The sequence below is a fragment of the Thermotoga sp. Cell2 genome, from assembly GCF_000789375.1.
Lineage (GTDB): Bacteria > Thermotogota > Thermotogae > Thermotogales > Thermotogaceae > Thermotoga > Thermotoga petrophila.
This window is the reverse complement of record NZ_CP003409.1, coordinates 487,584-512,320: the sequence shown is the minus strand read 5'-3', so window position 1 is coordinate 512,320 and position 24,737 is coordinate 487,584. Positions and strand designations below refer to the sequence as shown.

The 24,737-nt window shown below is 46.4% G+C and carries 27 protein-coding genes and 1 tRNA gene; 26 read left to right on the top strand and 2 right to left on the bottom strand.

The annotated features are described in order from the left end of the window. Positions 1-80 precede the first annotated feature (80 nt). Positions 81-154 (bottom strand) — tRNA-Gln (locus tag CELL2_RS02670). Between the two features lie 115 nt (positions 155-269). Here CELL2_RS02670 and CELL2_RS02665 point away from each other — a divergent pair. Together CELL2_RS02665 and CELL2_RS02660 are read left to right on the top strand one after the other, a co-directional pair. Next, complete coding sequence (locus tag CELL2_RS02665; protein ID WP_011943151.1) at positions 270-941, top strand: response regulator transcription factor; 672 nt, start codon at positions 270-272, stop codon at positions 939-941. After that, positions 922-2,139, top strand: coding sequence for a HAMP domain-containing sensor histidine kinase (locus tag CELL2_RS02660; RefSeq protein ID WP_038033555.1), 1,218 nt, complete (start codon positions 922-924; stop codon positions 2,137-2,139). Before CELL2_RS02665 ends, CELL2_RS02660 begins: the two co-directional genes overlap by 20 nt. On the opposite strand, the gene CELL2_RS02655 is transcribed toward CELL2_RS02660, so the two are convergent. Beyond that, complete coding sequence (locus CELL2_RS02655; protein WP_038033558.1) at positions 2,123-2,677, bottom strand: thymidine kinase; 555 nt, start codon at positions 2,675-2,677, stop codon at positions 2,123-2,125. The genes CELL2_RS02660 and CELL2_RS02655 overlap by 17 nt on opposite strands. Positions 2,678-2,983: 306 nt before the next feature. On the opposite strand from CELL2_RS02655, the gene CELL2_RS02650 reads away from it, so the two are divergent. The 24 genes from CELL2_RS02650 (at position 2,984) to CELL2_RS02535 (ending at position 24,670) form a co-directional block, all read left to right on the top strand. Continuing rightward, positions 2,984-4,291: an ammonium transporter gene (locus CELL2_RS02650; protein ID WP_029683380.1), complete on the top strand. Its 1,308-nt coding sequence runs from the start codon at positions 2,984-2,986 to the stop codon at positions 4,289-4,291. A gap of 13 nt (positions 4,292-4,304) precedes the next feature. After that, positions 4,305-4,646, top strand: a complete 342-nt coding sequence (locus CELL2_RS02645; protein WP_011943147.1) for a P-II family nitrogen regulator — start codon at positions 4,305-4,307, stop codon at positions 4,644-4,646. Between the two features lie 143 nt (positions 4,647-4,789). Beyond that, positions 4,790-5,299, top strand: a complete 510-nt coding sequence (locus CELL2_RS02640) for a cytidine/deoxycytidylate deaminase family protein (RefSeq protein WP_004083243.1) — start codon at positions 4,790-4,792, stop codon at positions 5,297-5,299. After that, the gene (locus CELL2_RS02635; RefSeq protein ID WP_004083245.1) at positions 5,296-6,096 is read left to right on the top strand and encodes a 2-oxoacid:ferredoxin oxidoreductase subunit beta; all 801 of its coding nucleotides are present in this window, start codon (positions 5,296-5,298) and stop codon (positions 6,094-6,096) included. The genes CELL2_RS02640 and CELL2_RS02635 overlap by 4 nt, the downstream gene beginning before the upstream one ends. After that, on the top strand, positions 6,093-6,695 hold the full coding sequence (locus tag CELL2_RS02630; protein ID WP_004083247.1) for a 2-oxoacid:acceptor oxidoreductase family protein: 603 nt from the start codon (positions 6,093-6,095) through the stop codon (positions 6,693-6,695). The genes CELL2_RS02635 and CELL2_RS02630 overlap by 4 nt, the downstream gene beginning before the upstream one ends. Beyond that, positions 6,676-7,158 (top strand): diacylglycerol kinase family protein, encoded by a 483-nt coding sequence (locus tag CELL2_RS02625; RefSeq protein WP_011943146.1) that lies wholly within the window; start codon positions 6,676-6,678, stop codon positions 7,156-7,158. Before CELL2_RS02630 ends, CELL2_RS02625 begins: the two co-directional genes overlap by 20 nt. Then, complete coding sequence (locus CELL2_RS02620) at positions 7,121-8,155, top strand: chemotaxis response regulator protein-glutamate methylesterase (RefSeq protein ID WP_038033563.1); 1,035 nt, start codon at positions 7,121-7,123, stop codon at positions 8,153-8,155. The genes CELL2_RS02625 and CELL2_RS02620 overlap by 38 nt, the downstream gene beginning before the upstream one ends. Before the next feature lie 13 nt (positions 8,156-8,168). Beyond that, positions 8,169-8,984, top strand: coding sequence for a peptidoglycan DD-metalloendopeptidase family protein (locus CELL2_RS02615; protein ID WP_038033565.1), 816 nt, complete (start codon positions 8,169-8,171; stop codon positions 8,982-8,984). Then, on the top strand, positions 8,981-9,430 hold the full coding sequence (locus tag CELL2_RS02610) for a DUF523 domain-containing protein (protein ID WP_038033569.1): 450 nt from the start codon (positions 8,981-8,983) through the stop codon (positions 9,428-9,430). Before CELL2_RS02615 ends, CELL2_RS02610 begins: the two co-directional genes overlap by 4 nt. Positions 9,431-9,591: 161 nt before the next feature. Beyond that, positions 9,592-10,743, top strand: coding sequence for an ROK family transcriptional regulator (locus tag CELL2_RS02605; RefSeq protein WP_029683376.1), 1,152 nt, complete (start codon positions 9,592-9,594; stop codon positions 10,741-10,743). Next, positions 10,694-11,878: a scyllo-inosose 3-dehydrogenase gene (iolM, locus tag CELL2_RS02600; protein ID WP_029683375.1), complete on the top strand. Its 1,185-nt coding sequence runs from the start codon at positions 10,694-10,696 to the stop codon at positions 11,876-11,878. Before CELL2_RS02605 ends, iolM begins: the two co-directional genes overlap by 50 nt. Positions 11,879-11,888: 10 nt before the next feature. Further along, entirely contained in the window at positions 11,889-12,860 is a 972-nt protein-coding gene (gene iolN / locus CELL2_RS02595; protein ID WP_008191988.1) for a 3-dehydro-scyllo-inosose hydrolase, read from the top strand. Positions 12,861-12,864: 4 nt separating this feature from the next. Further along, positions 12,865-13,869: an inositol 2-dehydrogenase gene (iolG, locus tag CELL2_RS02590; RefSeq protein WP_008191990.1), complete on the top strand. Its 1,005-nt coding sequence runs from the start codon at positions 12,865-12,867 to the stop codon at positions 13,867-13,869. Then, the gene (locus CELL2_RS02585; protein ID WP_008191991.1) at positions 13,866-14,723 is read left to right on the top strand and encodes a PfkB family carbohydrate kinase; all 858 of its coding nucleotides are present in this window, start codon (positions 13,866-13,868) and stop codon (positions 14,721-14,723) included. The genes iolG and CELL2_RS02585 overlap by 4 nt, the downstream gene beginning before the upstream one ends. Then, positions 14,692-15,501 carry a 5-keto-L-gluconate epimerase gene (iolO, locus tag CELL2_RS02580; protein WP_012895857.1) on the top strand — a complete coding sequence of 270 codons (810 nt, stop codon included), beginning with the start codon at positions 14,692-14,694 and terminating at the stop codon, positions 15,499-15,501. Before CELL2_RS02585 ends, iolO begins: the two co-directional genes overlap by 32 nt. 209 nt (positions 15,502-15,710) lie before the next feature. Beyond that, entirely contained in the window at positions 15,711-17,042 is a 1,332-nt protein-coding gene (locus tag CELL2_RS02575) for an ABC transporter substrate-binding protein (RefSeq protein ID WP_011943139.1), read from the top strand. 36 nt (positions 17,043-17,078) lie between these two features. Continuing rightward, positions 17,079-17,963 carry a carbohydrate ABC transporter permease gene (locus CELL2_RS02570; RefSeq protein ID WP_011943138.1) on the top strand — a complete coding sequence of 295 codons (885 nt, stop codon included), beginning with the start codon at positions 17,079-17,081 and terminating at the stop codon, positions 17,961-17,963. Then, on the top strand, positions 17,963-18,811 hold the full coding sequence (locus tag CELL2_RS02565; RefSeq protein WP_011943137.1) for a carbohydrate ABC transporter permease: 849 nt from the start codon (positions 17,963-17,965) through the stop codon (positions 18,809-18,811). Before CELL2_RS02570 ends, CELL2_RS02565 begins: the two co-directional genes overlap by 1 nt. Then, the gene (locus CELL2_RS02560) at positions 18,811-19,890 is read left to right on the top strand and encodes an ABC transporter ATP-binding protein (protein ID WP_038033572.1); all 1,080 of its coding nucleotides are present in this window, start codon (positions 18,811-18,813) and stop codon (positions 19,888-19,890) included. Before CELL2_RS02565 ends, CELL2_RS02560 begins: the two co-directional genes overlap by 1 nt. 17 nt (positions 19,891-19,907) lie before the next feature. Next, positions 19,908-20,813, top strand: coding sequence for a TIM barrel protein (locus tag CELL2_RS02555; RefSeq protein WP_038033574.1), 906 nt, complete (start codon positions 19,908-19,910; stop codon positions 20,811-20,813). Between the two features lie 146 nt (positions 20,814-20,959). Beyond that, positions 20,960-21,892, top strand: coding sequence for a sugar ABC transporter substrate-binding protein (locus CELL2_RS02550; protein ID WP_038033576.1), 933 nt, complete (start codon positions 20,960-20,962; stop codon positions 21,890-21,892). A 53-nt stretch (positions 21,893-21,945) separates the two neighbouring features. After that, on the top strand, positions 21,946-22,926 hold the full coding sequence (locus CELL2_RS02545) for an ABC transporter permease (protein WP_012895862.1): 981 nt from the start codon (positions 21,946-21,948) through the stop codon (positions 22,924-22,926). Further along, positions 22,923-23,675, top strand: coding sequence for an ATP-binding cassette domain-containing protein (locus tag CELL2_RS02540; protein WP_012895863.1), 753 nt, complete (start codon positions 22,923-22,925; stop codon positions 23,673-23,675). The genes CELL2_RS02545 and CELL2_RS02540 overlap by 4 nt, the downstream gene beginning before the upstream one ends. Before the next feature lie 188 nt (positions 23,676-23,863). Beyond that, the gene (locus tag CELL2_RS02535; protein WP_235231268.1) at positions 23,864-24,670 is read left to right on the top strand and encodes a TRAP transporter substrate-binding protein; all 807 of its coding nucleotides are present in this window, start codon (positions 23,864-23,866) and stop codon (positions 24,668-24,670) included. Positions 24,671-24,737: the final 67 nt, after the last annotated feature.

The window sequence follows — 24,737 nt, the reverse complement described above, 5'->3', positions numbered from 1 at the left end:
CGTGTAATTATTCCAGTTATGGCATAAAAATTAATTTAGTCTGTGGATAAAGAAAAAGGGGATGCATTGCATCCCCTTTCTGGCTGGGAGGGGAGGACTCGAACCTCCACCAGCGGATCCAGAGTCCGCCGTCCTACCGTTAGACGACCTCCCAACGGCCTTTCAAATTATACATCAAGAACAGGGATAGTTCAAGGGGTGGTGTTTCACGTTTTTTTCACGTTCAAACTGATAGAATTTGATCAAGGTCAAAAATCGGGGTGATGAACGTGAGAGTTCTTGTGGTAGAAGACGAAAGAGATCTCGCCGATCTGATAGCCGAGGCTTTAAAGAAAGAAATGTTCACCGTCGATGTTTGTTACGATGGAGAAGAGGGTATGTACATGGCTCTGAACGAACCTTTCGATGTTGTGATTCTTGATATAATGCTTCCCGTCCACGATGGGTGGGAGATCCTGAAGTCTATGAGGGAAAACGGAGTGAACACCCCCGTTTTGATGCTCACAGCTCTTTCAGATGTAGAGTACCGTGTGAAGGGTCTCAACATGGGGGCGGACGATTACCTTCCCAAACCTTTCGATCTCAGAGAGCTCATAGCCAGGGTGAGAGCTCTCATCAGAAGAAAAAGCGAAAGCAAAAGCACAAAACTCGTGTGCGGTGACTTGATTTTGGATACAGCCACTAAAAAGGCATACAGGGGCGGTAAAGAAATAGATTTGACAAAGAAGGAGTACCAAATTTTGGAATACCTTGTGATGAACAAAAACAGAGTTGTCACAAAGGAGGAGCTCCAGGAACACCTGTGGAGCTTCGATGATGAAGTTTTCTCCGATGTTTTGAGAAGTCATATAAAGAATTTGAGGAAGAAAGTGGACAAAGGGTTTAAAAGGAAAATAATTCACACGGTGAGAGGTATCGGTTATGTTGCCCGTGACGAATGAGAAGAAGGCATTCAGAAAAACACAGCTTATCTGGACGGCCGTGTTCACACTCTCTATAGTTCTCATAGTGGCCATCACGGTGGGCGCTGTTTTCATTGTAGAAAAGAGAAGAATAACCACCCAATTCGATGGTGAACTGAGGAGAACAGCGGATCTCATCGAAAGAAGACTGAAAGCGCCCGGTATGATGGGCATGCTCCGCACGTTTAGAGGAGTGGATCCTCTCTTTGTTCCACGTGGTGAGGCGTTTCAGTTTCTGTTTCCCTCGGGAGAGGTCTTTCTGGAGGTGGGAGAACAGATAGGAACTCCCGAAACTCCCGTGGAAGAGGGGTTTTCCACGGAAGGGAACTACAGGATTTTCACCAAAAAGATAGATCTGGGAGACACCACAATATTCCTGAGGGTGGGAAAGGACATCTCCGATCTCATAGAGCGAAGCAGAAGACTTCTTTCCATGTATTTGCTCGTGATTCTGTTTTTTGCGGGGGGAGCCGCTGTATTCGGATATTTCGTGTCCAGCCTGGTTCTGCTTCCCGTGAGGAATGCCTACAACAGCCTGAAAAGATTCTCGATGGACGCCTCCCATGAACTGAAAACACCTCTCTCTGTTCTGAGAACAAGTCTCGATGTTTTGAAGTATCGAGAAGATTTACCAGATGATGTGAAAAACAAGCTGGGCATAATGGAAAAGAACGTCGAGAAGATGAGTAAACAAATAAATCAGCTCCTTCTTCTCGTGAAAAGCGAAAGTTCTTTCAACGGTGTTGTGAAAGAGAGAATAAACCTCAAGGAGTTTCTCCAGCAGATCGTGAATGAATTCAAACCGAAAGCAGAATCAAAGGGTTTGGTGCTGGAAATAGATTGCCCAGAAGATCTATTTTTAGAAACCGAGAAAGATACCTTGAGGGTGATACTGGAGAATCTGATCGATAACGCTGTGAAGTTCACAGAGAAAGGGAAAGTGATCGTCGGTGCAAGAAAGGAAGGTAGATTAACCATCTACGTTCAGGACACAGGACCTGGAATTCCGAAAAAAGAACAGAAGAGAATCTTTGAGAGATTCTACAGAATATCCAGAAACACAGAGGGTTCTGGACTTGGCCTTTCCATAGTCAAAGAACTCGCTTCCAGATTGAAAGCGAAGGTAATTCTTGAAAGCGAAGAAGGAAAAGGTAGCACCTTCAAACTCGTTTTTTGAGGGTGTTGTAACAATCCCTGCAGACCGCAATGTATTTCTCCTGTCCCCCAACGTCTATTTCTTCTTCGCCTCCTGCTACTTTTAATGTGAGAGTAGCGTTGTACTCACCACATCGGTGACAGACTGCCTTCTTTTTGATCACGGTGTCGGCGAGGCTGAGAAGCAGAGCGGTTGTTTCAAAGGGATTTTGCTTGTGTGTGAGATCGAGTCCCGCACAGAAAACATCTATTCCTCTGTCGAGAAGATCTTTCACCACTTCAAACAAACCGGGGCTGAAGAACTGCACCTCATCTATGAAAACTCCCCGGGTGTCTTCTTCGATGTACTTTCGAATTTCCTCAGGACGTTCTATCACGTGTGCTTCAACACCGTTTCCAGAATGAGAGACGATCATGGTGGAGTGATATCTGCTGTCGATTTTTGGTTTAAAAACAGCGACTTTTTTCTTTCCCAGTTTGTATATCTCCACAAAGGAGAGAAGCTCGGTTGTCTTTCCGGAGTACATGGGACCCGTGATTACGGTCAATTTTCCCGACATGTCGATCCCTCCCCGACGATTATACAACCCGGAGTGTTAACAATCTTCCCAGTCAAACTGAAACATTCTCATAATTGACAGCGGTTTTTTGAATTGATAGTATTGAGACATATAAAATCCTCCAGAAATTTATTCCCGGAAATTAGTAATAAATATCCAATCCAACATGGGGTTTGTACCCTCAAGAAAACGAACCCCATGGTGTTTGTTTTTTGTTTTTCAAGAATATTGTTTATTTGTATCATATTGATAGAGAATTAATCTTAAAAGAGTCAACAAACATATTTACCAAAAGGAGGTGTTTTTATGCGAAAGAGAGTTTTTTCCTTGTTGCTAGTTCTTGCTTTTCTTTCTGTGGGTTTCGCCCAGAACGGTGTCACAGATGTCGGCTGGTCACTCGACATGGTCTGGATCCTCATTTCCGCAGCGCTGGTCTTCTTCATGCAGGCGGGTTTTGCCATGGTAGAGTCCGGTTTCACCCGCGCAAAGAACACGGTGAATGTGCTCATGAAAAACCTCATGGATTTTGCGATCGGATCTGTGGTCTTCTTCATCTTCGGTTACTGGATTATGTTCGGGAAACATCCTCTCACCTTTGATCCCTCCACAAAAGAAGGTCTCTGGGATTTTGCCATGTGGATGTTTCAGATGGCTTTCGCAGGTACGGCCGCGACGATTGTGTCCGGAGCGATGGCAGAGCGCACTAAGTTTTCCGCGTACCTCGCTTACACAGGTTTCATAACAGGAATCATCTATTCGGTTGTTGGAAGGTGGATCTGGGGAGGAGGATGGCTTGCACAGAAAGGTTTTATCGATTTTGCAGGTTCCACAGTTGTTCATTCTGTTGGTGGATGGGCTGCCATGATAGGTGCGGCTCTTCTTGGGCCCAGGTTTGGAAAGTACGACAGTCAGGGGAATCCCATGCCTATTCCAGGGCACAACATTCCTCTTGCTGCTCTCGGAACCTTCATCCTCTGGTTTGGATGGTTCGGGTTCAATGGAGGGAGTACCCTTGCCGGAACGAACGGTGCGATAGGGATGATCATATTGAACACCAACCTCGCTGCCGCCACTGGAGCACTTGCCGCGATGTTCACCGTATGGGCAAAATATGGAAAGCCGGATGCGAGTATGACGATGAACGGTGCTCTTGCTGGCCTTGTTGCCATCACCGCACCGTGTGCTGTGGTGTCTCCTGTGAGTTCTTTGATCATAGGAGCGATCGGAGGGGTGCTCGTAGTGTTTGCGGTTGAGTTCTTCGACAAAGTTTTGAAAATCGACGATCCCGTTGGGGCCATATCCGTTCACGGTGTCAACGGTGCTTGGGGGACTCTCGCCGTGGGGCTCTTTGCGGAGAGCAAGTACGCTCTTGCAAGCGGGATGGGGGATGTGAACGGACTCTTCTTCGGAGGAGGAGTGCATCAACTTGGAGTTCAGTTTCTGGGGGTGGTCAGTGTGTTTGCCTGGACAGTAGTGACCAGTTTCCTTGTTTTCTGGTTCATCAAAAAGACAATTGGCTTGAGGGTGGACAGAGACATAGAGTTGAAGGGGCTGGATATAGAGGAGCACGGCATGGAAGGATACGCTGATTTTGAAATCTTCACCACAAGATGAAGGAGGTGACAGTATGAAACTGATCATAGCTGTTATACAACCCCACAAGTTACCGGATGTGAAAAAGGCACTTTTCGATGCTCAGATTTACAAGATGACTGTCATGAACGTTCTTGGATGTGGTCAACAGAAGGGATACACAGAAACGTATCGAGGTGAAGTAGAAGAGGTGAATCTTCTCAAAAAGGTGATGCTTCTCATAGCGGTCAATGAAGAATTCGTTGAACCAACTATCGAGGCGATTCAAAAAGGAGCAAGGACAGGAAACATAGGAGATGGGAAAATTTTTGTGCTGGATCTGCTGGATTGCATTAGGATCAGAACGGGAGAAAGAGGACGGGAGGCCATAGGATAAGGTTTCCTTTCGGGAGGAGAAACCTCCTCCCCTTTTTTCGGCCTCCCTTGAAACGACGTCTGGGATTGAAATTATACTACAGAAGGCGAGGGCACGTAAAGCCCTCGCTTTTGTTTGTGATACAATCTCATAAGGGTGAGTTTGTGAAAGACAGGCTGGAGGAATACCTGAACAATCTGAAAATAGAGAAGAAACCGGATAGTAGAGAATCCTGGGACTCCTACTTCATGAGGATTGCCAGGATGGTTAGTGAGCGATCGACCTGTGTTCACAGAAAAGTGGGAGCTGTGATTGTGAAAGATCACAGAATCCTCGCCACCGGATACAACCAGCCTCCCTCGAAATTTCCCCACTGCAACGAAATCGGATGTATCCGCGATGACCTTGAAATAAATTCTGGAGAACACCAGGAGATATGCTACGCGCTACACGCGGAGCAGAACGCATTGATGCAAGCGGCAAAGTTCGGTATAGCGGTCAACGGTGCTACCATATATGTCACGCACAAACCGTGTTCAATCTGTGCAAGACTCATAGTTAACGCTGGAATAAAGAGAGTCGTTTACGAGAAGGATTATCCTGATCCTCTGACAGATTTCTTCTTCAAGTTCACGGGAGTGGAAAGTGTTCGCTTTGTAGGTGATGAGATGTGAAGACGGAAAGACTCATTTCTTACCTCAGGCCGGGCAGGTGGCCGAGCGTCTGGTGCCCGGGTTGTGGGAACGGAATAGTCCTGAAAGCGTTCCTGGAAGCCGTGGATGACCTCGCACTTCCAAAAGAAAAAGTGGCTGTGGTGTCTGGAATCGGTTGTTCCTCGAGGGCTACAGGGTACCTCGATTTCAACACGTTGCACACCCTTCATGGAAGGGCAATCGCCTTCGCAACGGGAGTGAAGCTGGCAAAGCCGGATTTCGAAGTGGTTGTGATGGGAGGAGACGGAGACATTCTCTCGATAGGTGGGAACCATTTCATACACGCGTGTAGGAGGAACATAGATATAACCGTTGTCATTTTCAACAACATGATATACGGCATGACAGGTGGCCAGGTTTCTTCAACGACTCCTCAGTATTATCAGACTTCGACAACTCCTCTTGGGGCCTTTGAAAAACCGTTCGACGCGGTGGAGATAGCTCTCTCCGCTGGAGCCACTTTCGTTGCGAGAAGTACCGTTTATCACTACGATCACCTGGTGAGAGTCCTAAAAAAGGCCCTTCAGCACCGGGGAATTTCTGTTGTTGACGTTCTAACGAACTGTCACACCTACTTTGGACGGTACAACGGCATGCCCGAACCTCATCAGATGATGGAATACTTCAAGAACAACACGTGTTTTCTGGAACGACCCGAAGAAGGTAAAATAAAGATAGGAATCTTCCGTGAGGAAGAAAAAGAAGACTTTCTGACTGTTTACAGGCGTTTGACCAGAAAAGAAGGTGCGATGGAATGACAGAGCCTGTTTCCATACGAATAGCGGGTATCAGCGGACAGGGAAACATACTGGCGGGTTTGATACTCGCGAAGGCTCTCGTTTATGAAGGTAAATGGGTTGTCCAAACGCAGTCTTACAGCGCTCAGGTGAGAGGAGATGTCAGTTACTGCGACGTGCTTTACGACGACTCACCGATAGACTATCCAGAGAGTGAATATTTCGACATTGTGTGTATTCTTCATCAGAAAGCGATGGACGAGCTTTACAAGTCGGTGAAAGTAAACGGTGTGGTCATTCTCGATCAAACTTTTGTGAAGAACGTTCCTGACTTCGTAAAGAGAATAACCCGAAAGATTCTGTTTGTACCCGCTACAGAAAGGGCCATTTCAGAATTCAAGACGGCTATGGTTTCTAACGTCATAATGGTGGGGGTACTTGCCAAAGTTTGTAACATAGTGAAGCTCGATTCTTTGAAAAGAGCACTGAAAGATCACGTGAGGAGGCCTCTGTGGGACATAAACCTGAAGGCTTTGGAGTTCGGCTACAACATGTTCGAAAAACAGTTCAAGATAAAAACAGAGAGGGTGTGGAAGAGGCTTGCAGCGGGATTCGAATAATATTTTGAAATCCTTCAAAAACGCCTTTGAAGGAATAGAAAATGCCTTAAAACTTGAGAGAAATCTCAAAATACATTTCTTCATAGGGATCGTTGTGGCTATTTTTTCTCTCTTTTTGCCGTTGAGTGCGAATGATCTTTTGTGGATATACTTTGCCATATTCTCTGTCATTGGAGCGGAGCTTCTCAACACGGTGGTGGAAAAATTTCTCGATCTTTTCTTCAAGGAGTACAGTGAATCGGTAAAGCTCGTGAAAGATATAGCGGCCGGTGTGGTTCTCTGGTATTCACTTTTTTCAGTGGTTGTGGGTATTTTGATACTGGGAAAAGCTCTTTTCTCCTGGGAACCTTCGTTTGCCAAGTTCTTCGTTTCTGGTGTTTTGATATTCTTTCCTGTAATCTCTTTTTCCATGAGGAGGTACAGAAATGACAGACAGGGTGATAAGAGTACTGGTGGTAGATGACTCGGCGTTCATGAGGATGGTACTCAAAGATATCATAGATTCTCAGCCAGACATGAAGGTAGTGGGATTCGCTAAAGACGGTTTGGAAGCCGTTGAAAAGGCTGTAGAACTCAAACCAGACGTCATAACCATGGACATCGAAATGCCGAATCTGAACGGAATTGAAGCGCTGAAACTCATCATGAAAAAAGTCCCCACACGAGTCATCATGGTGAACAGTTTGACGGAAGAAGGCGCGGCGATCACAATAGAAGCTCTCAGAAACGGTGCGGTGGATTTCATCACCAAGCCGCACGGTTCGGTTTCTCTCACTTTCAGACAAGTTGCCCCGGAACTTCTGGAAAAGATCAGACAGGCGATGAACGTGGATCCACGAACGCTTCTTTTCAGGCCGAAGGTTTCACGGCTCACCATAACCAAACCAGCTGTAAGTGGGAAAATCGTGGTTATAGGTTCCTCAACCGGAGGGCCCAGATCGCTCGACATGATCATCCCAAACCTTCCGAAAAACTTCCCAGCTCCAATAGTTGTGGTCCAGCACATGCCTCCTGGTTTCACAAAATCGCTCGCAATGAGGCTGGATAGCACCTCTGAACTCACCGTGAAAGAGGCTGAAGACGGAGAAGAGGTCAAGCCCGGTTTTGTTTATATCGCTCCCGGGGACTTCCATCTTGGTTTGAAAGCCCAGAACGGCAAGGTTTTTTTCTTCCTGGACAAGTCTGATAAAATAAACAACGTGAGGCCATCGGTGGATTTCACCCTGGACAAAGCAGCGGAGATATACAAATCCAAAACGATAGCTGTGATTCTCACGGGTATGGGCAAAGATGGCACCAAGGGAGCATTCAAGGTCAAGTTTTACGGTGGAACGGTAATAGCCGAAGATAAAGAAACATGTGTCGTCTTTGGAATGCCCAAGTCGGTGATCGAAGAAGGTTACTCTGATTACGTTCTTCCGGCCTATAAAATACCTGAGAAGCTGATAGAACTCGTATGAAAGGATGGGGAGGATGAAGAGAGGCTTCTTTTTGCTTTTTCTTGTTGTCTTTTTCGTACACGGATTCTCATCCTACTTCCTGATTCATTACAAGGTCCAGAAGAACGACACCCTTTACAGTATATCCCTCAACTTTGGGATTTCCCCCTCTCTTCTTCTTGACTGGAATCCCGGACTCGACCCTCACAATCTCAGAGTGGGGCAGGAGATCGTGATTCCTCAGCCGCCTGGCTACCTCTACACAGTAAAAAAAGGAGACACCCTCGATACTATTGCAAAAAGGTTCTTCACAACCGCTACTTTCATAAAGGAAGCGAATCAGCTCAAGTCTTACACCATATATGCGGGACAGAAGCTGTTCATACCTGAAAGTATCATTGGAAAGGCGTTCAACGATGAGAAATTCTTCATCTGGCCTGTTTATGGTGTCATTTCCTCCGGTTTTGGCTGGAGGACTCACCCCATAACCGGGAAATATTCCTTTCACTCAGGAATTGATATATCGGCACCTGAGGGTACACCCATATTCGCTGCTGAAAGCGGAGTGGTGGAGTTCGCCGGGGAAAACGGCGGGTACGGTCTCATGATAAAAATAAAATCTGCTTCTTACGAACACATATACGGGCATCTTTCCCAAATAGATGTATACGAGGGTCAGTACGTAAAGAAAGGTCAGATAATAGGAAGGGTTGGAAACACCGGTTTGAGTACAGGGCCTCACCTTCATTTCGAGGTTAGAGTGAATGAGAAAGCCGTGAATCCGATCAATTACCTGCCAAACCAGATCTGGGTGTTGAAAAAAGAACTCATAGGAACCGGTGGAGAATGAAGATCCTGGTAAGCGCGTGCCTTCTGGGACTTCCCACAAGATACGACGGACGTTCAGCAGCAGATGAAAGAGTTCTTTCGCTGCTGGAAAGGCACGATCTGATACCTGTTTGCCCCGAGCAACTTGGTGGTCTTCCAACTCCAAGACCCCGGTGTGAGATTTCTGGAGGCTGTGGATGGACCGGGAAGGAAAGAGTTCTCGATGAGTTTGGAAGCGACAGAACTGAGAATTTTTTAAGAGGCGCGGAAACCACCCTCAAGGTTGCTCGCCTTCTGAAAGTAGACCTCGCCATTCTGAAATCTAAAAGTCCCTCCTGTGGAAAAAAATTCGTCTACGATGGAAGTTTTTCCGGAAGATTGGTTCCGGGAAAGGGAGTTACCGCTTTCGTTCTGGAAAGAAACGGTGTGGAGGTACTGGACGAAACAGAGATACTGGATGATTTGTGAATAACGATGATTCTACTTGATGTGAAATGATCCCATAAAAATATTCTCCTTTAACCCGAGGAAACTTTTGTTTCCTCTTTTTTTCTAATTTTTCTTATAATTGATAAATTGATTATAATGTGGTTGGTTAATTAGCGATAACAAACGAAAGGAATGGAAAAATGCTGAATGAAATGGAAAAGACAGTTCTTCAAATGATAATGGCTGGAAGCGACATTTCAAGGGTGGATATCAGCAGAGCTCTTGGGATCAGTAAGCCAGTGGTGTCTAAGGCTGTGAACAGATTAATAGAACTGGGTTTCGTCAAAGAAACGGGAAGGAAAGAAAGTTCTTCCAAAGGTGGAAGAAAGCCCGTTTTGCTTTCTTTTGTTCCGGAGAGTAGATACGTCATAGGTGTGGATATCGGCGGCACGAAAATCGACGCTGTGCTCACCGATCTGGTTGGAAATGTTTTGAACAAGGAGCACATACTTTTACCCTCAAACCTGGACAAGAGGAAGTTGCTTGAATTGATAAAAAAGGTGATCCATCCATTTCTTGTCTATGAGAGGATTCTTGGAATAGGAATTGGAATACCGGGCACTGTCGATGAAGATCATCTTGTAAAGCGTATTCCGGCTTTCGATGTCACAGATTGGGATCTAAAAGAGGAACTGGAGAAAACTTTTGGATATCCCGTTTTTGTCGAAAACAACGCGAATCTGGATGCCTTCGCGGAGGCAAAGATAGGAGCTGGACGAGGATTCAGGTGTGTCTTGCTCATATCTGTCGGCTGGGGAATTGGATCGGGAATTGTTTACGATGGAAAGATCTTCAGGGGGGCAAGGGGGAAAGCAGGAGAGTTCGGGCACATTGTTACGGACTGGTCAAAGGAAAAGGAGATAGTACCCGAAAAGGGTTTTGGACATCTGGAAGAGTGGTTCTCTGGTTTTTCTATGAGTAAAAGATTTGGAAAAAGTCCTGAATGGGTATTTGAAAAATACCGCGACGAGATAAAGGAAAGTCTGGAACACTTTGGAGTCGCTGTCGCGAATGCGATTGTACTGTTCGATCCAGACGTTGTCATCATAAAAGGAGGAATAGGACTCCATCAATTTGAAAAAATCTCGGCTGTAGTGAGGTCGGTTGTCTCAAAGATCGTTCCCGAGGATATATTGAGGGATGTTGAGATCAGAAAAGGGGAAATCGAGGAATACGGGGTTGCGATCGGTGGTGCTCTTTTTGTGATTGAAAATATCCTGGGGTTAAAAGGAGGGGGAAAGTATGAGGGCTGTCAGGCTTCACGCGAAGTGGGATCCAAGGCCGGAGTTTAAACTCGGTCCAAAAGACATTGAGGGGAAACTCACCTGGCTCGGTAGCAAGGTTTGGAGATATCCGGAAGTGAGGGTGGAAGAGGTACCAGAACCAAAAATCGAAAAACCCACGGAAATCATAATCAAGGTGAAAGCCTGCGGGATCTGTGGCAGTGACGTTCATATGGCCCAGACCGATGATGAAGGCTACATTCTTTACCCTGGTCTTACTGGTTTTCCCGTCACTTTGGGCCACGAGTTTTCCGGAGTTGTGGTGGAGGCAGGACCGGAGGCCATCAACAGAAGAACAAACAGAAGATTCGAGATCGGAGAGCCCGTCTGTGTAGAGGAAATGCTCTGGTGTGGTCACTGCAGGCCCTGTGCTGAAGGCTTCCCAAACCACTGCGAAAACCTGAACGAACTGGGATTCAACGTCGATGGAGCTTTCGCAGAGTACGTGAAGGTCGATGCCAAATACGCCTGGAGCCTCAGAGAACTGGAGGACAGGTACGGTGACAGACTCTTTCTTGCAGGAAGTCTCGTGGAACCCACCTCCGTTGCTTACAACGCTGTAATTGTGAGAGGAGGTGGAATCAGGCCTGGAGACAACGTGGTGATACTCGGAGGAGGTCCTATAGGACTTGCAGCCGTTGCGATTTTGAAACACGCAGGAGCAGCGAAAGTGATCCTGTCAGAGCCTTCCGAAACTAGAAGAAACCTTGCCATAGAGCTGGGAGCAGATCACGTGATAGATCCCACAAAGGAGAACTTCGTGGAAGCGGTGCTTGATTACACGAACGGTCTTGGAGCAAAGCTTTTCCTCGAAGCGACAGGTGTTCCTCAGATCGTCTGGCCACAGATAGAAGAGGTAATCTGGAGAGCCCGCGGTATAAACGCCACCGTGGTGATCGTGGCAAGAGCCGACGCGAAGATACCTCTCACTGGGGAAGTGTTTCAGGTCAGAAGGGCACAGATCGTGGGATCTCAGGGACACTCTGGTCATGGTACCTTCCCGAGGGTGATCAGTCTCATGGCCTCCGGGATGGACATGACCAAAATCATCTCCAAGACCGTTACCATGGAGGAAATACCTGAGTACATAAAGAGGCTTCAAACCGACAAGTCCCTGGTGAAGGTTACCATGGTGAACGAGTGAGGTGAGAGTTATGGGTAAGTGGCAGATACCACCTGAGGGAGGTCACATGGAAAGACCAACGGGTGTCTATTATCAGACGATGACGATGAAACAGATAAAGGAAAGACTAAAGGAATGTGACCTCATAATAATCCCTGTGGGAAGCACGGAAAACCACGGACCAAATGCACCAACAGGAGAAGATACCTTCCTCGTCACGAGGATGGCCGAGCAGGTCGCATTGAAAACAGGTTGTACAGTTGCAGAGCCCATCTGGTATGGATACCATCCGTACCACCACATAGGAATGCCAGGAACGGTTCCAGTAAAAGATGAGGCGTTCATAGACTATCTTGTGAGCGTCATAGCAGGATTCTGGAACACTGGTTTCAGAAAGCAGATCCTTCTGAACGGCCATGGCCAGGAGTTCGTGATTCCTGTAGCCATTCACAAGTTCGCAAAGATTTTCCAGGTTCCTGCCATCATCATCAATCTGAACTGGTATCACGCCATACAGGACAAGTTCAAGACGAAGGAAGAAGGCGGCCCCTACGAAACACCGTTCATTCACGCAGACGAAGTGGAGACGTCATGGAGCCTTGCGCTCTTTCCGGAACTCATGCACCAGGAATGGGCTGTCGACACAGAGCCGAAAGGGTTCCTACCGGAAGGACACATAGACAAGGCGGGAAATCTCCTTCACAGACCCATTGCATGGTACGGACACGTAGGGGGAGGTCCCATAGAGGTTGTGGCGTATCCTGAGGGGGTTGTAGGAAAGGCAACCCTTGCGTCTGCGGACAAGGCCAAGGAAGGAGTTGAAGCCCTTCTGGATTACCTGGAAAAACTCGTGAGGGACATCATGGAAAGGTTCCCGCCGGGGAAACTGCCACCTGCGGAGATGCTGTCTCAGAGGCCAAAGGAAGAACTCGATGCACTCACAAAAGAGCCACTTACGGAAGGCTGGAGGAACCTGTACACGGCTGGGAACCTGTGGGGATGAGACCGTGAAACTTGGAATAATCGGTCTGGGGCGCATAGGAACGATACATGCCGAAAACGCAAAACTCCTGGAAGACGTGGAACTGGTGGCGGTGTCCGATATAAGGATTGAAAGAGCAAAGGAAGTGGCCGAGAAGTTGAAGGTGAAAAAGGTCTTTGCCAGCCCGGAGGACCTCATACGTGATCCAGAAGTGGAAGCGGTGATGATCTGTTCCAGTACCAACACGCACGCACCACTTGTCCTTGAATGTGCCAGAGCAAGAAAACACGTGTTCTGCGAGAAACCCCTCTCCCTGGATCTGGTGGAAGTGGACAGGATGATAGAGGCAATGAAAGAGGCTGGAAGGATCCTCTTTGTTGGATTCAACAGAAGATTCGACAGGAATTTCAAAAAGGTAAAAGAAGCAGTAGAGGAAGGAAAGATAGGGACACCCCATGTTTTGAAGATAACGAGCCGGGATCCTGAGCCACCCCCGATAGAGTACGTGAAGGTCTCAGGAGGAATATTCCTCGACATGACCATACACGACTTCGATATGGCGCGCTACATAATGGGTGAGGAAGTGGAAGAGGTCTACGCCAGTGGATCTGTGCTTGTGGACGAGGAGATAGGAAAAGCAGGGGACGTGGACACAGCCGTGGTCGTTCTGCGTTTCAGAAGCGGGGCTCTCGGGGTGATAGACAACTCCAGAAAGGCTGTTTATGGTTACGATCAGAGACTGGAGGTCTTTGGAACAAAAGGGAAAATCACCGTCGACAACATCAGAGAAGACACCACCATGCTCACAGATGAACAGGGTGACCACGGTTCGAAGTATCTCTACTTCTTCCTGGAAAGGTACAGAGAGTCGTATCTGGAAGAGTTGAAAACGTTCGTTAAAAACGTAGCAGAGAACGAACCACCGGCCGTGAGTGGAGAGGACGGGAGAATGGCTCTTCTGCTGGGATACGCTGCAAAGAAATCTCTGGAAGAAAAAAGGGCCGTGAGATTGGAAGAGGTGATTCCATGATCACCTTCATTGGACACGTGTCGAAGGACATCAACGTGATACATGGAAAAGAGGAAACAGCGTACGGTGGAGGAGTGGTGGCTGGTTCTATCACCGCAGCTCTTCTTGGGGTGAAAGCGAAGGTGGTTACAAAGTGTGCAAGGGAAGATATCGTACACTTTGAGTTTTTACGTGAAAACGGAGTTGAAGTGGTCTTTCTGGAAAGTACCAGGACAACCAGCATAGAGAACAGGTATGGAACCAGTCCAGACGAAAGGGAAAGTTTTCTGATTTCGGCAGCTGATCCGTTCACAGAGGAGGATCTTCTGCACGTTGAAGGAAAGGTTTGCCACGTGAATCCCCTGTGGTACGGTGAGTTTCCAGAAGAGCTCATAACAAAATTGCGCGAAAAGGTGGATTTTCTATCTGGAGACGCACAGGGTTTTGTCAGAGCCCCAGAAAACGGAAAACTCGTCTACAGAGACTGGAGAAAAAAAGAACACCTGAGATTTTTTGATCTCTTCAAGGTCGATATCAAAGAAGCAGCGGTTCTGACAGGAACAAAGGATCTAAAAGATGCGTGTAGAATCATCGGCTCCTTCGGGACCAGGATTGTACTTGCAACTCACTCCGCCGGTGTTCTTGTGTTCGATGGAGAGTTTCATGAAGCACCCTTTGAAGGATGGACTCTGGAGGGGCGAACAGGAAGAGGCGACACGTGTACAGCCGCGTTTCTCGTTGCTTTTCTCTTCAAAGGAATGAGTGTGGATGAGGCCACACGGTTTGCAGCAAGGGTTACTTCTGTTAAGATGAGACATCCAGGACCTTTGAGGAGGGATGATGTTGAAACTCTCTCTGGTAATCAGCACCTCTGATGCTGCCTTTGACGCACTGGCTTTCAAAGGAGACCTGAAAAAAGGAATGGAACTTGCAAAAAGAATCGGCTATCAGGCGGTGGAGATCGCTGTCAGAGACCCTTCTGTTGTGGATTGGAACGAGGTAGCCAGGCTCTCAAAGGAGCTGAGTCTTCCTATCTGTGCCATAGGAACTGGTCAGGCGTTCCTCGCTGATGGGCTTTCTCTAACACATCCGGATGAGAAGATCAGAAAAAAGTCGATCGAGAGGGTCAAGAAACATGCGGAAGTTGCAGAGTCATTCGGAGCATTTGTTATTATCGGCCTTGTTCGTGGAAAAAGGGAAGGAAGGCCATATCGAGAGGTAGAAAAACTCTTCCTTGAAAGTATGAACTCTTTACTGAGCGATACAAAAGAAGTGAGATTCGTCATAGAGCCTCTCAACAGGTACGAGTCAGATTTCATAAACACCGTTGAAGAGGCACTGAGGGTGATTGAAAAAATCAACTCTGACAGGGTGGGAATTCTCGCAGACACCTTCCACATGAACATAGAGGAGGTAAACATTTCAGAGAGTCTGAAAGTAGCGGGAAAGAAACTGTACCACTTCCATGTGGCAGACAGCAACCGATGGGCACCGGGATGCGGACACTTTGATTTTGAAAGCACTTTCAAAACCCTGAAAGAGATTGGCTACGATGGATACATCTCCGTTGAGTGTCTTCCTCTTCCGGGAGGGATGGAAAAGGCTGCGGAGGTTGCCTTCAGGACTCTAAAAGAACTAATTGTTAACTTGTAGTAACACAATGAGGGCAGTCTTGATTAATGATAAACAGGACGATTGCTCATACTCTTTAGTTGTGGGAGTAAAAATCAACCTGAGATGGCTTTTCTATTACAATGGGTAGCACTGCACCTGACCTTCCGAGCCTACAGGAAAGAAATTTGATGTTTTTTAACGGAAATTGAAAAAATAGTGATAAAATTAATAAAACGGGGGGTGAAAGTATGAGAAAGCTTCTACTTGTGATCATCTTGACCATAGGTCTTTTGATGTTCGCAGAAGAGATCACCATCACCGCGTGGACCGTGGGACCCGATAATCCATCTTACTACAGGTTTGACAATCTGAAAACAGCTGCAGAGAGGCTGAACAAGATTCTGAAGGACCTTGGAGTCGATCTCACCGTCAAAGTCGATGGCTACTTTGATACGACGGATTGGAGTTCTTTCAAGCAGAAGGTTGTCTTTGGAATCAAGTCTGGTCAGGTAGTGGACATCATCTGTTCCGGTCACGACGACATAGGAGCCTGGGCGAAAGCGGGTTACATCATTCCTCTAGACGACTATGTGAAGAAGTACTGGGACGAGGAGTACTATGACTTCATTCCATCGCTCTGGGAGGCTACCAAGTACAAAGGAAAGATCTACGGAATCCCACAGGACACAGAAGCAAGACCTTTCTACATCAACAAGCAGGTCTTGAAAAAACTCGGCTGGTCGGATGAAGAAATCAACTCTCTGCCAGACAGGATCGCCAGGGGAGAGTTCACCTTTGAAGACTTCATTGAAGTGGCAAAAGAAGCCGTTGAAAAGGGTCTTGTGGAGTGGGGACTCTACCACAGACCGAAAGCAGGTATCGACTACTACCAGCTCATGATCAGCATGGGTATCGACTTCTACGATGAGGAAAAGGCTGTGTTCGTTTACAACGTAAAAGAGATGAAAGACTACTTCAAGCTCCTCTACGACCTTGCGAACACCTACAAGATTCTTCCAAAGAACATGATAGGAACACCGTGGACCTCTGTTCACAAGGATGTCACGAGCGGAAAGGTCCTGGCATGGATGGGTGGTACATGGAACTGGGCTGAATGGAAGAAAGATTACGGAAAGACAGAGGAAGAACTGCAGGACATGTTCATCCTCGCTCCTGTTCCGAAGTTCAAAGGCAGAGGAAGGCCGAACACCCTGTCCCATCCAATCGTTTACATGATCCCGAGCACGAGTAAATACCCAGACATTGCATTCTTGCTCATAACCTTGGCTTCTGCACCGGAACTCAACATGAGACACGCTGTTGAGAGCGGGCACCTGCCGATCAGATGGCAGCAAACGGTGCTTCCTGAGTACACCAAGGAATTTATCATGGTGGAAGGAACGAAGCTTTTGCCGTACTCCGGTTTCATTCCAAACGATGACATGTTCAACCTCTACACCCAGATCATCTTCGAAGGAATGCAGATGGCCGAAAGCGGTATGGATCCAGAGAAGGTGGCAGAAGACGTTGCAAAAAGGCTGAAGTCCCAGCTGAAAGATAGGGTTGTGATCGTGGAGTGAGGGGGTTTCCCTCACTCCTTTTGTGGGGTGAACAGGGTGAAAAGACTGAAGCCGTTACTTTTGCTTTTTCCTCTTCTTGCCTTCGTGATCATTTTCTTTGTGATCCCTGTTGTTCTCACCGTAGTGATCGCGTTCACAGACATGGACTATTCGTTCGTATGGAATTTCGTGGGGTTTCAGAATTTCAGGGATATTTCCACGGATTTCATTATTCCACGTGTGATAGCGAACACCTTCATATACACTTTCGGTACGTTGGGACTTTTCAACCTTGGAACGGCCCTTCTTATTTCACTTCTCACAACGTCGATCAGCGATAGATGGGGTAACTTCTTCAGGACTCTCTGGATGCTTCCAAGACTCACGCCGTCTGTTGTTTATGGACTCCTCTGGCTCTGGATGTTCGATCCCACAGAGTACGGACTTGTGAACTTCATACGGGGACTCTTCGGCCTTCCTCCACAGGACTGGCTTCACAGTGCTCCTATGTGGATGGTGATCTTCGCAAACGGTTTCATAGGTGCTTCGATGGGAATGCTTGTCTTCACAGCGGCGATAAAATCCATACCAGAAGATTACTACAGGGCAGCCCGTATCGATGGAGCGAGTTGGTTTATGGTGGTGAGGAGAATCACCCTTCCTCTGATAAAGTGGCATCTTCTCTTCGTGACTGCATACCAGACACTTTCCCTTCTTGCCTCTTTTGAATACATACTCATCATCACGGACGGTGGACCCGTTTACAGAACAGAGGTGTGGGCACTCTACACGTACCACAACGCCTTTTCACACTTCAGATTCGGCTACGGTGCAGCCCTTTCGATCATCCTCGTTATCATAGGTGTGGTTTCTGCTCTTGTCTACATGAAGTTCTTCGGTTTTGAATCTCTCATGGAAAAACCGAAGGTCGAGGTGGAATGATGAAACTCTCGTTCTGGCAAAAAAATTCGGAAAAAATCAGAAATTTTGTGATAATCCTCGTGCTTTTTCTCATAACCTCACCGATTCTGGTGGGGTACGTCTGGCTCATTCTGAGATCTTTCAGCGAGGATCTGGTGAACGGCTTTGTCCCCACGAAGCTCACCCTGAAAAACTGGAGATTCCTCTGGCAGGAGATCAAGGGATATCCGAACATCTGGCAAACCACGCTGAACACCGCTCTGCTAGCACTCGGTGTGATGGGAATTGAGGTGTTGATCACAAGCCTTGGTGGGTATGCACTCTCAAGGTACGATTTTCCTGGAAGGTCCTCTATGATGAAGTTCATTCTTGCACTTCATGCTTTTCCGGCAATATCTCTCATGACAGCTGTGTTTTACCTCCTCTGGACGCTTAGACTGCTGGATACCCTCTGGGGAGTGATACTCCTCAAAGCCTCTCTGGAAGTGCCGTGGGGCACCTGGATTATGAAGGGGTTTTACGATGGTATTCCCTGGGAACTCGAGTGGGCAGGCCTTGTTGATGGCTACAGCAGATTCGAGGTGTGGAGAAAGATTCTTCTTCCACTTGTAAAACCAGGGATCGCCGTTACGGCCATCTTTGCTTTCCTTTCCGGATGGTCTGAATTCGTTTTCGTGAACACGTTCATCTTCTCGCAGAACCTGTGGACACTCTCAAAGTACGTAAAAGGGTTCATCGGAGACTACAGATTCGCAGACTACGGGCTTGTGACTGCCGTGGGATTGTTCTACATGATACCAACGATCATCTTCTTTTTCTTCGTCAGCAAACACATGATAAAACTGACCATCGGGGGAGTGAAAGGATAATGCCCAGCATCAGGGTTGTGAATTTGAAGAAGTACTTTGGGAAAGTGAAAGCGGTTGATGGTGTGAGTTTTGAAGTGAAGGATGGAGAGTTCGTTGCGTTGCTCGGTCCGTCCGGTTGCGGCAAAACCACTACGCTTCTGACGCTCGCTGGCATCTACAAACCCACGTCCGGTGAGATATACTTCGACGATGTGCTGGTCAACGACGTTCCACCGAAATACAGAGAAGTGGGAATGGTTTTCCAGAACTATGCGCTCTATCCTCACATGACCGTTTTTGAAAACATCGCCTTTCCCCTGAGAGCAAGAAAAACACCAAAAGAGGAGATAGAAAAGAGAGTCGTTGAAATCGCTCGAAAACTCCTCATAGACAATCTTCTTGAAAGAAGACCTTCTCAACTCTCCGGTGGTCAACAGCAGAGGGTAGCACTTGCAAGGGCACTGGTGAAGCAACCGAAGGCACTCCTTTTCGATGAGCCTCTCTCGAATCTCGATGCGAATCTGAGGATGCTCATGAGGGCAGAGATCAGGCATCTTCAGCAGGAACTCGGTATCACTTCCGTCTATGTGACGCACGACCAGGCAGAAGCGATGACAATGGCATCGAGAATAGCGGTCTTCAACCAGGGAAAGCTCGTTCAGTACGGAACACCAGATGAGATATACGAAAACCCTAAGAACATGTTCGTTGCCTCATTTATAGGTAATCCCCCGACGAATTTCCTGAAGGGTTTTTCTGTGGAGGTGGAAAAAGGACAGACCATCCTGAAAAGAGACGATGTGGTTTTGAAGATTCCAAAAGAGTTAGAAACGAACCTGAAAGAGGTGGTCGTTGGTATAAGACCGGAACACTGTGAAGTGGTTCATAACAAACAAGAGAACGCAATCCCTGGCACTGTTTATGTGGTCGAGCCCCTTGGAAGAGATATAATAGTGAACGTACAAACTGACAGGGGAGAACTCGTGAAAGTGTTTGGAGACCCGGCGAAGATCCCCTCTGTTGGAGAAAAGGTGTTTCTTGTTCCGCACTTGGAGAAGATTCATCTTTTCAACCCGGAAACGGAGGAGACGATCTTATAAAAAAGAAGGTGCAGGGGATGGTAAAAGGTATTGGAACGAACGTCGATACAAGGAGAGTGAACGGATCGATAAAGAGACTGGTGAGTGAACTGGAGTTCTTCAAAAGTATTGGGTTTGACTACGTAGAAATTCCCGCCGCCGGACTCAATGTGATAGCAAGAGGACGCATCATAAAGAAAAGGCTTGAGAGGGTAAAAGAGATACTCTCCAACTACAACTTCAGGTACACGGTGCACGCACCGGACGTGATAAATCTCAAGAGAAAGACAAATCCCTGGCATTACAGAGTGATGGAGGCGGTTATAGAGTTTGCTGGGGAGATAAACGCTGAAGTCATCGTTTATCATTACAATGAGGTGGATCATTCCATCGACGTCCCAGAGAGAATACAGCGTCGAGCGGAGATCCTGGCCCTTCGGGAACTGGCGAACCTAGCAAAAGAAAAAGGTATTGTTATTGGTATAGAAAACGTCCAGCATCCTGTCTCTGAAGTTCTGGAACTGGTGAAGCAAGTGAACCATCCGAACGTGAGACTCACCATAGACATCGGACACCTGTTCATACTCACAAGCTATCGAGGCCTTAACTTCTATGAGGAGTTGAAAAAGGGTCTGCCTTACGCTGTGGAACTCCACGTCAGTGACAATTTCGGTGAGTCTCCCCAAACGTACCAGCAAATACCCGATGTTGAAGCCTTCAGGTTCGTGTACGGAATAGGGGATCTCCACCTTCCCATCGGGGAAGGAGATATCCCCTACAACAGAGTTCTTAAGATAATAAGAGAATCCGATTTTAGCGGGATCGTTATTCTGGAGATAAACTCCATGGACAGGTTTGCAGACGAGTACGCGGACTCTCTCAACCTTCTGAGAAGACGTCTCATCCTGGCAGCAAACAACAACACTCATCGAAAACTTTTGTGAAACACTATTTTGTCAGAAGAGGTCCAGATATTCTTGAATAACGGTTAAAAATTTTTGTATACTACTACGTTGAAATTTTACCTTGGCGTAACCATGTGGTAGAATTCCTTATGAAATATCACACATCTCATAAAGGGAGGAGTCGTATGAGAAGGGTCTTGATCTTCCTGATGGTAGTACTGGCTGTTTTTGGATTCTCGAAGTACACGTTCTATCTTGTCTCGCATGGAGGACCTGCTGATCCGTTTTGGGCAGTGGTTATGAAGGGTTTAAAGGATGCTGGTGAAAAATATGGAGTAGAAACGGTTTACCTCGGGCCAGAGAAATATTCTTTGAAAGAGTTCATTGATCTTGTAAACAGCACTATTGCCAGGAAACCGGACGGTTTGATAGTTACAATAACCAATCCCGTGGCTCTGGATGAGCCTCTGAGAAAGGCTATAAAAATGGGTATTCCGGTGGTAGCAATAAACGTGCCGGATACAAGGCCACCTGAAGAGGCTATACCGTACCTGGTTTACGTTGGTATGGATGAATATCTAGCAGGAGTTTATGCTGCCAGGAGAATGTTACAGGAGTTCACTCCAAAAAGAGCTGTTATTGCCATTCACGAACCTGGACACGCTGGTTTGGAAGCAAGAGCCAAGGGTATTATGGATGTTCTCTCCGAAAAGAACATTCCTGTTGAAAAGCTTGATATCACAACAGACCCCACGAAAGCACTGAGCATTATGAAGAGTTATCTCATGAAGCATCCTGATACCGATGCCATTTTCACTCTTGGGCCATTGGGAGCGCATCCTGCCATTCAACTTGTTGAAGAGGAAGGTTTAAAAGGAAAAGTGAAGATAGGAGCCATAGATCTTACAACCAAGATCATAGAAGCTATAAAAGATGGTACTGTGCTTTTCACCATAGACCAACAGCAGTATCTCCAGGGTTATCTACCCGTTGTTTTCCTCTACTTATACAAGGAATACGGTCTTATACCACATGAAAAGGTGCTCACTGGTCCTTCTATCGTCGACAAAAGCAACGTGGACGTTGTGGAAAAAACGGTCAGAGAAGGTTACAGATAATCTGATTCACGGGGGGTCTCCCCCCGGTATCGTCTATTAAGGGGGAGAAAATCATGATAAACGTCAGTCACTCTGGCTCCAAATCGTTGATGATCAGGTTTCCTCTTATGAAGGAATTGGGAGCAATCGTGGGAATAGTGGTCTTCTTCATTTTGTTTTCTGTTTTATCAGATCGATTCCTGAGCATGGATAACCTCGCTTCAATTTTTACTATGGCTTCGGAGTTAGGGATAGTTGCTATTGGAATAACCCTCCTTATGATATCAGGGGAATTTGATCTTTCCGTGGGTTCTGTATATGCTGTGGTACCAATGGCTATGGCAATACTTATAAACAAAGGGCAACCCGATGTCATAGCCTTGATAATATCGTTGCTTTTGGGAGCGTCCTTGGGACTGTTAAACGGTATTGTCACGTTGAAAACAGGTATTCCTTCGTTCATCACCACCCTTGGAACTATGATGTTCTGGAGAGGAATTCTTCTAGCCGTTACCGGCGGATTTCCCATAATGCTTGAAAGAAACAGCAGGGTTCTTAACATATTTGGAGGCAGTATAGCGGGTGGATTAAGATATTCAGGTGTTTGGTTTATAATCCTGGCGATTGTTTTCTGGATAATACTTGAGAGGACCCGCTATGGAAACTGGGTCTTTGCAACAGGTGGTAATCTTGGCGCGGCAAAGGCTCTGGGAATACCAACAGACAGAGTGAAAATTGTAAATTTCATTATCAGCAGTCTTCTAGCAGGGCTGGCTGGGATTACTACTTTTGGGAGATTCAAGATAGTTGATCCCACTCTGGGACAGGGAATGGAACTGGAAGCCATAGCTTCTGCTGTAATCGGCGGCACCCTTTTGTCAGGGGGATTTGGAAGTGTCCTAGGCACCTTTATAGGGGCATTCATGATAGGGATGGTTCGAAGTGGTCTAGTTCTGGCAGGGGCTCCTGCTTACTGGTATAGAGCCTTTATAGGAGTCATTTTAATAGTTGCCGCTATAATAAACGCCAGGATAAGAAAGAAGGTGGCAGGATGAGTGAGTATCTTGTGGAAATGCGTGGTATCAAAAAGAGCTTTGGGAGGGTTCAGGCTTTAAAAGGTGTGGACTTTTGGGTGAAAAGGAATGAAATAGTGGGTTTACTCGGAGACAATGGAGCAGGAAAGTCAACGTTGATCAAGATACTTGTTGGGTATTATCGGCCGGATGAGGGGGAAATATATTTTGAAGGGAGAAAAGTTTCTTTCAAATCACCCTGGGATTCCCGAAAGCTTGGCATAGAAACAGTTTATCAGGACCTTGCCCTGGTCAATTTGATGCCTATTTGGAGGAATTTCTTTCTGGGGCGAGAGGTTATGAAAGGTCCGTTCGGAACACTGGATGTTAAAAGGATGAAGAAGATCACCATAGAAGCCCTGAAAGACATAGGAATATTTGTGAGATCTCCCGATGAAACAGTTGCTTTCCTATCTGGTGGTGAAAGACAAGCGATAGCAATTGCAAGGGCCATTCATTTTGGTGCCAAGTTGTTGATACTCGACGAGCCCACAGCTGCCCTCTCGGTTGGAGAGACTCAAAGGGTGCTGGAGCATATACTTGAGGCCAAGAGAAGGGGAATAGCTGTCATTTTCATTACTCACAATATATATCATGTCTATGAAGTGGCCGACAGATTCGTGTTACTTGAAAAAGGAGAAAAAATAGGTGACCTTGAGAAATCAGAAACCACTCCTGAAAAGATCATGGAGATCATCGCTGCTTCTTCTGTTGGAACGATGTCTCGTTGAATAACCAGAGCATCACGGACTGTGCCAGAATATTTTTGATTATCTTTTATTAACAGCGATTATTGATGAATATCACCGAATAATCTTTGAAATCTTTTTATTTCATTTCTTGGACTTTTGTAATCGTTTTGGTACAATCATAATCTGGTGACGCTTAAAACATCACATATCTTACAGGAGGTGGAAGTATGCGAAAGTTGCTTATGCTTTTCGTTACACTTCTGGTTATAGTGAGTATCTCTTTGTTTGCTGATCCCATCATTCTAAAAGCAGCAGATGACCACGCCGAGGGATATCCTACTGTTGAAGCTTTGAAGTTCATGGGTAAGATCATTGAAATCATGACGAACGGAAAGTATAAGATTGAAGTCTATCCAAGTGCTCAGCTTGGTTCAGAAAAAGAAACTATTGAACAAACTATTCTTGGAGCCATTGACATTAACAGAGTTTCGGTTTCACCAATTGTCACGTTTTATCCTCCTATAGGAGTTCTTTCAATGCCTTACATTTTCAGAGATCAGGAGCATATGTGGAAAGTTCTGGAGGGACCCATTGGTGAAGAGCTCCTGAAGGGACTTGAAGAAGTAGGTCTAGTAGGTCTGTGCTACTATGACGCTGGAGCGAGGAATTTCTACACAGTCAAGAAACCTATTCTTAAGCCTGAAGATCTGAAAGGTCTAAAAATACGTGTTCAAAAGAATCCTGTTATGATTGAACTCATGAAGACTCTTGGAGCATCTCCTGTACCAATGGCATTTGAAGAAGTTTATACAGCTCTCCAAACAGGTGTGATCGATGGGGCAGAAAACAATCCTCCGAGCTACTATGAAACAAGGCATTTTGAAGTGGCACCTTATTACAGTCTTGACGGTCATACAAGGATTCCAGAAGTTGTCGTAGTGTCAAAAGTTCTCTGGGACAAGTTAACTGATGAAGAAAAACTCATATTTAAAACAGCTGCTTTAGCTTCTGCCGAATATGAGAAGTATCTATGAAATCAATGGGAAGAGATGGCTTTAGAAAAAGTACAAGAAGGTGGTGCTAAGATATTCTATCCAGACG